The sequence below is a fragment of the Anaeromusa acidaminophila DSM 3853 genome (genome assembly GCF_000374545.1).
Taxonomy (GTDB): Bacteria; Bacillota; Negativicutes; order Anaeromusales; family Anaeromusaceae; genus Anaeromusa; species Anaeromusa acidaminophila.
Genome location: NZ_KB894583.1, coordinates 198,676 through 205,235, shown reverse-complemented (window position 1 = coordinate 205,235; position 6,560 = coordinate 198,676). Strand labels below are relative to the sequence as shown.

Genomic DNA, 6,560 nt, shown 5'->3' with positions numbered 1-6,560 from the left:
CGTGTCTCAGTCCCAGTGTGGCCGTTCATCCTCTCAGACCGGCTACTGATCGAAGCCTTGGTGGGCCGTTACCCCTCCAACTAGCTAATCAGACGCAGGCTCATCTTCTAGCGGTAGCATATTCAGAGGCCACCTTTAGTATCTTGTCCATGCGGACCCGGTACAACATTCGGTATTAGCACCCCTTTCGGGATGTTGTCCCCATCTAGAAGGCAGATTGCCTACGCGTTACTCACCCGTTCGCCACTATCCAGAATTTAACACCCAAAACACCTATTTGGTAATCACTTTATGTATGTGTGGTGGCTCGTTTTACTCGCCACCGCTCGGCTTTCCCAAGCAGTATGTTCTCGGTGTTAAATTCTGGACCGTTCGACTTGCATGTGTTAAGCACGCCGCCAGCGTTCGTCCTGAGCCAGGATCAAACTCTCCGATAAAATCGAAGAACTGATGTCAGCTCTTAGTTTAAAAAAGAAATTTTAATTGACTTCCTTCGCTTTGCGGCAAATGTTGCCTCGCACATCTGGCTTGTTTGCATCGTTCAGTTTTCAAGGAGCACTTGTGTCGCTTGTGTTTCTCAGCGGCAACGTGGTTTATTATGCCACATTGCGCTTGCCTTGTCAACCGGCTTTTTCATTCGCTGCTTGCGCGGCGTTTGCTGCTGGCTGCTGGGGTGTTCCCCGAAGCAACGCTGATGAGTATACCATTGCCTCGCCCCCTCTGTCAACCACAACTTTCAACTTTTCTTTTCGTTCCGGCAATTAATGCGTAAACAGCTGATAAAGCACCAACAATACAACTCCTGGCAAGCCAAAGAACCCGGCAATTAACGCGGTAATCGGGGTAATCGCCAGCTTAAAACCCACCAGACTTCCCGCCAAATTAAACACCCAGAGTAAAATGCCGCCTAAAATACCATTATATAGAAGCTTCCAGAAAATGCGTACTGGCAGGGTAAACACGCGAAACAAGATATACAGCGCCAATAACCCCACCACAAAAGCAAGAATCACACTGATAGACATAATCGCACCTCTCTTTCCTACAATAAACCGCACAAGAGCGCCCTTAGAGCTCTTGTGCGGTTTTTAGTCTACACGCTACATAGAGCGCCGATTCTCCAGCGCTTTCCCCAAGGTAACCTCGTCAGCGTATTCTAAATCGCCGCCTACAGGCAAGCCATGAGCAATTCGGCTTACGGAAATACCAAGAGGCTTTAACAGCTTCGCCACATACATGGCCGTTGCTTCCCCTTCCACATCCGGGTCGGTAGCCATAATCACTTCCGTCACCGGCTCCGCACCTACACGCTGCAGCAGTTCCTTAATGCGGATATCATCAGGACCTACGCCTTCCAAGGGAGATAACGCCCCATGCAGCACATGGTACAGCCCCCGAAATTCTCGCGTCCGCTCCATCGCCATAACATCCCGGGGTTCTTCGACAACACAAAGAACGCTGCGGTCTCGTCCCTCGCTTTGACAAATAGCGCAAGGGTCCTGATCGGTAATATTAAAGCAAATACTGCAGTACGTCACCTTGGCCTTTGCTTCCATGATCGCCTTAGCCAAGCCTTCCGCTTTGCTCCGATCCATCTCCAAGACATGGTACGCTAAGCGTACAGCCGACTTAGCGCCAATCCCAGGCAAAGAACGAAATTGCTCTACTAATTTGGCCAGAGGCGCAATATACTGCATCTTAGAACAATCCTGGCGGCAAATTCATGCCGGCAGTCAACTTGCCCATTTCCTGCGCCATAAGATCATCCACCTTGGTCAAGGCTTCATTAACAGCAGCCGTCACCAAGTCTTCCAGCATTTCCACGTCTTCCGGATCTACCGCCGTAGGAGCAATTTTGATCGAAACCACTTTCTTCTCTCCAGTTACAACTACCTTTACCGCTCCGCCGCCAGCGCTGACTTCGAGGGTCCGCTGTTTAAGCTCTTCTTGCATTTTAGCCATTTCCGCCTGCATCTTTTGCACTTTTTTCATCATGCCGGCCATTTGGCCCATGTTTCCGCCTCCGAACATTATACATCCTCCTTTTTTTCCTGTGGGAGCACTTTCCCAGGGAACATCTTCATTGCTTCTCGTAAAGCCGGATTTCCCCAATCCGGCTCTGTCGGCGTCGTCTTGACCGCCGCTGGCGCCGCTCCTGCAACACCCTGGACACATTGTAATTGTACCGGATGACCACAAAGTTCTGCAAATAAATTTTCTACAATCTCTCGATAATCATCCTTGGCCGTCCTTTCACAAGGAAACGCCGCCGTAAACTGCAGCACAATAATACCGGCTTCCGCCTTTACCAACTGCCCTTGTGAAACGCAAGCATATACAGAACGTTTTCCGCTGCTCATAAGGCGTTTTAAAAATTGCTGCCACAAATCTCCGGAGACTGGCGGCGCGGCCGCAACTACAGCCGGTTTAACCGCTGGCGCAGCGGCCGCCGGCGGAGCGGGCGTTGAAGGTTTCACGGAAGAAGTCGCGCTCGTCACTTTGGTCGCAGCAGGCGCTTCTGACTTTCTTACTAGCTCTGGCGGCGCTTCAAAATGTCTGACAGGCGCTGGCTCCATCGCCGCCCTCAACGGCGACTGAGCCCCTGCTCCCTGAGCTACGGCCTTTTCTAAAGCCTGTACCCGCTGTGCTAAGCTGTCCCAATTTCCATGCTCCTCTTCGCCTCGGCATAATGCTAGCAATGCCATCTCTAGGGGAATACGGGCGTCCACAGCCCAGCGCGCCTCTTGAATGGCTTCGCCCAGACGGCGCACCGCCTGCATAATCGCACTTTGGGGCAATTGTTGCGCATGCTCTGCCAGCTTTTCCCGCATGCTACCACTGCCCTCCTGCCATTTTTCCATACCAGGCGCCGCCTGATACAGCATGACATCGCGCAAATAGCCAGCCCATTCCACCGCCATCTGCTTGGCTTCCCGCCCCAAAGACAGCATTTCTTCCAATCCTTCCAAGAGCGCCGCCGCGTCTTTTTTCCCCAGACGCTCCGTCATGCTCCAGACCCATTCATGCCCTACCAATCCTAGCAAGTTACGCACTAAGGCCTCTGAAACATGCCCATCCGTCGCCATGGAAGCGCATTGATCCAACAAGCTTAGCGCATCCCGCAAGCCGCCATCGGCCTGAGCGGCGATAAGACGCAAAGCATCTTCTTCTACGTTCATGCCGCCAGCTGTCGCTACCTCTTGCAAACGCACTAACAAGTCCCCTTGGGTAATTCGCCGAAAATCATAGCGCTGACAACGCGAATGAATGGTTGCCGGAATCTTATGGGGTTCTGTTGTCGCCAAAATAAAAACCACATGGCTCGGAGGTTCTTCCAAGGTTTTCAAGAGTGCATTAAAAGCCTCGGTTGTTAGCATATGCACTTCATCAATAATGTAGACTTTGTATTTTCCTTCTACCGGAGCAAATTTCACAGTTTCTCGCAAGTCGCGGATTTCATCAATGCCACGATTGGAGGCCGCGTCCACTTCCACCACATCCATGGAAGAACCGTCGGTAATCCCTACGCAGGAGGAGCAGGTATTGCACGGATGCAGAGTTGGTCCCTGCACGCAGTTTAGCGCCTTTGCAAAAATCTTCGCCGTACTGGTCTTGCCAGTCCCGCGAGGGCCTGCAAAAAGATAAGCATGCGCAATCTTGTCAGAACGTATGGCATTTTCCAACGTAATCCGAATATGCTCCTGCCCCACTAAGCTGTCAAAATCTTGCGGTCGCCAGCGGCGATACAAGGCAACATAGGCCATAGGTTTTCCTCCTTTGGATAAATATAGCGAAAAAAGCAACCACATTGGGTTGCTTTCGATTGCTTAAAATTGTTTTGTTTACAAGGTCGGACCACGGCAGTCACCAGGCGCTCCTGCGGCACATAAGAGGGCCCACTTACCGTTGCTTCCTTCCGGACCTGGCGGGGTTCATGGATTCCTATTGCGCAGGACCCAATGGCTACCGTGGTCCGGCCCTGGAAACATCCACAGCCACATATTATAAAGTTTCTTCCGCAAAAAAATGGCGGAGAGAGAGGGATTCGAACCCTCGGTAGAGTTTCCCCTACACACGCTTTCCAGGCGTGCTCCTTCAACCACTCGGACATCTCTCCAAGCTCTACACTTGTAGTATTATAACGAATAAAAGAACAAAAAGCAACACCTTAGGCTATATCTTTTTTAGTTGCCCAAATTGCCCCCCCTATCTCATACGTTGCGACGCATCAGCTGCCACCGGGCTGCGCTCGCATTCTTCCGGCAGCATTGTGATTTGATAGCAATACGGACTTCCTTTCATTTTTTCTCCTGCGTATACTAACCCATTGACGCTTTCGGAAAGATTGTGATTGTCAATCTGCTCTGGATCACCAAGAATGACAATTTTCGTCCCCATCCCGCAGCGGGTAATAATTGTCTTGGCCTGGACCGGTGTCGAATTTTGCATTTCGTCCAAAATAAAGAAGTATTTATGCAATGAGCGGCCGCGCTGGAAAGCAAGAGCCTCCATCAAGATAGTCCCGTCTTCCAATAGCATTTTTACTGTATCTTCAATTTGCTTTCGCTCCTTGCGGCCTTCCGTACGTACCCCATTGAGAAGCGTAAAGAGGTTGTCATACATCCCTCTCATATAAGGATGTATCTTATCGCGCTCCCCGCCGGGCAAAAAGCCAATATCCTCCATCGCCACGCTGGGACGGCAAATCAGCATACGCTGATACCGCGACTGTTCCTGCTCCATAATCTCCTCTAAGCCAGCAGCCAAAGAAAACAACGTTTTTCCGGTCCCCGCCTGCCCGCGAATAATGCACACAGGCGCTTCCTCCGCATCCATCATTAAGCATTCCTGCATGAAAATCTGCCCTACGCTGCGAGGCGTTAAGCCAAAAAGAGTTTGATGCTGATGCTGCAAACGAACTACTTTGCGCCCGTCAAAACGACCTAATACCGTATGTCTGCCATTTTCTACATTTCGCACGACTAAAAACTGATTGACAACCAAATCTTGAATCGGTGTCAATTGCTGTTTTTCTACATCATACACTTTCAGACAGTCCGGGTCCAACCATTGCCTGCGATCCAAATAAAACTGATTAATCGCCTCCGCCGCCGCATACGCCTCAGCTCTCCCAGTATACTGTTTTTCCACCGAAACCACTTTTTCATGACGATAATCCTCTGCTGGTAGTCCAATAACAGAGGCTTTGATACGCAAAGCCGTATCCCGGCTAACCAGCACCGCATCTTGCCCTGCTTCCTGCAAGCCTTTGCAAATTTGCAAAATCCGATTATCCGGCAAGTCAGCATGCCAAAACGCAGGCAGACGAGCAGAAAACTCCCCGCTTTCAATACGCAATCGCCCGCCCACATCATTTAAGCCGACTCCCTCCGCCAAATCTCCCTGTTGACTCAGCCGATCCAAAATGCGAATCACTTCCCGGCTGTTGGCGCCCCGCTCAGAAGCTTCTCTCTTAAACCGATCCAATTCCTCAATGACCACCTCAGGCAGCACTACCAGGTGCTCTTGAAAAGCAAACAAGGCCTGTGCCGCATAAGCCAAAACATTGGTATCAATCACATACACTCGTTCCATGTTTTTTCCTCCTTTGCTGCTGGCTCTACACAAGACGTTCTGCTTTCGATCCGCAACTCCCTGCTTGGCTATGTTAAGATTTGCAAAACAAAAAGTCTTCGCATAGCAAATCCATCTTGCCACACGAAGACTTAGGAGGAGAATATATACATTGCTTTTTTATTGTAAGCGATTAGAGGATAAAATCCAATATAAGTAACTTTTCTAAGTATAAAAGACTAAAACAATACCTTATACAAGGAACGACGGCACGGTAGCTTCCGCATTTTGTCGATAACGATATAAAGGACGGCCTATCGAGCCGTAATGAATCTCAAACAGCAATAATTCCATCTGTTGCAGGTATTTCAAATACTTCCTGATGGAAACCTGTGAAATACCCACCATCTTTGCCATTTCCTCTGCCGTAAACTCACCATCCACTTGGCAAATGGCCTCCCAAATGCGCTTCATCGTGTTGCGATCAAGACCTTTAGGCAATTCGCCGCCCTCTTCCGTAACCCGGCTGCCCCGCTGTAACAGTCGGTCCAATTCCCCTTGATTGACGGGGACTTCCCGCCGCAGCCATTCCTGGCGTTTTTTGAAATCCAGCAAGGCTGTCTGAAAGCGCAGAAATTGAAACGGTTTAATCAAGTAATCGATAGCCCCCTGCCGTAAGGCTTCTTGGATACTGCGCTGTTCCCTCGCGGCAGTCACCAAAATAACATCCACGCCGTGACCCTCACGGCGCACTTTGTGCAGCAGTTCTAAACCATTCATCCCAGGCATGAACACATCCAGCAACACTAAGTCCACCTTGTTTTCGCGCAAAAAATGTAGCGCCTCTTCCCCATCGCGGCAGATCCCGGCCAACTGAAAGCCTTCAATCCGCTCCAAATAGCACCGGTTCAGCTCTGAAACCATTGGGTCGTCTTCCACAATTAAAACTCGAATCATCGTCTTCACTCGCTTTCTTTAGTCTCTGA

General features: G+C 50.2%; 6 protein-coding genes, 1 tRNA gene, 1 rRNA gene and 1 other RNA gene. All 9 read right to left on the bottom strand.

Translation table 11 applies throughout. The features are described 5' to 3' along the window. Positions 1 to 437 (bottom strand): 16S ribosomal RNA (locus C508_RS0102750); the annotation flags it as partial. Positions 438 to 761: 324 nt separating this feature from the next. Next, positions 762 to 1,025 carry a pro-sigmaK processing inhibitor BofA family protein gene (locus C508_RS0102740; RefSeq protein WP_018702006.1) on the bottom strand — a complete coding sequence of 88 codons (264 nt, stop codon included), beginning with the start codon at positions 1,023 to 1,025 and terminating at the stop codon, positions 762 to 764. A gap of 75 nt (positions 1,026 to 1,100) precedes the next feature. Continuing rightward, the gene (gene recR, locus C508_RS0102735) at positions 1,101 to 1,697 is read right to left on the bottom strand and encodes a recombination mediator RecR (protein ID WP_018702005.1); all 597 of its coding nucleotides are present in this window, start codon (positions 1,695 to 1,697) and stop codon (positions 1,101 to 1,103) included. A gap of 1 nt (position 1,698) precedes the next feature. Beyond that, positions 1,699 to 2,031, bottom strand: coding sequence for a YbaB/EbfC family nucleoid-associated protein (locus C508_RS0102730; RefSeq protein WP_018702004.1), 333 nt, complete (start codon positions 2,029 to 2,031; stop codon positions 1,699 to 1,701). Further along, entirely contained in the window at positions 2,031 to 3,764 is a 1,734-nt protein-coding gene (gene dnaX, locus C508_RS0102725; protein ID WP_018702003.1) for a DNA polymerase III subunit gamma/tau, read from the bottom strand. Before dnaX ends, C508_RS0102730 begins: the two co-directional genes overlap by 1 nt. Positions 3,765 to 3,862: 98 nt before the next feature. Continuing rightward, positions 3,863 to 3,962, bottom strand: an RNA gene (gene ffs / locus C508_RS19760) — signal recognition particle sRNA small type. 65 nt (positions 3,963 to 4,027) lie between these two features. Next, a tRNA-Ser gene (locus tag C508_RS0102720) sits at positions 4,028 to 4,117 on the bottom strand. An 89-nt stretch (positions 4,118 to 4,206) separates the two neighbouring features. After that, positions 4,207 to 5,595: a PhoH family protein gene (locus C508_RS0102715; RefSeq protein ID WP_018702002.1), complete on the bottom strand. Its 1,389-nt coding sequence runs from the start codon at positions 5,593 to 5,595 to the stop codon at positions 4,207 to 4,209. Between the two features lie 231 nt (positions 5,596 to 5,826). Further along, the gene (locus C508_RS0102710) at positions 5,827 to 6,531 is read right to left on the bottom strand and encodes a response regulator (protein ID WP_026319315.1); all 705 of its coding nucleotides are present in this window, start codon (positions 6,529 to 6,531) and stop codon (positions 5,827 to 5,829) included. Positions 6,532 to 6,560: the final 29 nt, after the last annotated feature.

What these genes read in the sequence shown, in the direction of transcription:
- dnaX (WP_018702003.1), bottom strand. Translation starts at nt 3,764, where the DNA reads ATGGCCTATGTTGCCTTGTATCGCCGCTGGCGACCGCAAGATTTTGAC.
- C508_RS0102715 (WP_018702002.1), bottom strand. Translation starts at nt 5,595, where the DNA reads ATGGAACGAGTGTATGTGATTGATACCAATGTTTTGGCTTATGCGGCA.
- C508_RS0102730 (WP_018702004.1), bottom strand. Translation starts at nt 2,031, where the DNA reads ATGTTCGGAGGCGGAAACATGGGCCAAATGGCCGGCATGATGAAAAAA.
- C508_RS0102740 (WP_018702006.1), bottom strand. Translation starts at nt 1,025, where the DNA reads ATGTCTATCAGTGTGATTCTTGCTTTTGTGGTGGGGTTATTGGCGCTG.
- C508_RS0102710 (WP_026319315.1), bottom strand. Translation starts at nt 6,531, where the DNA reads ATGATTCGAGTTTTAATTGTGGAAGACGACCCAATGGTTTCAGAGCTG.
- recR (WP_018702005.1), bottom strand. Translation starts at nt 1,697, where the DNA reads ATGCAGTATATTGCGCCTCTGGCCAAATTAGTAGAGCAATTTCGTTCT.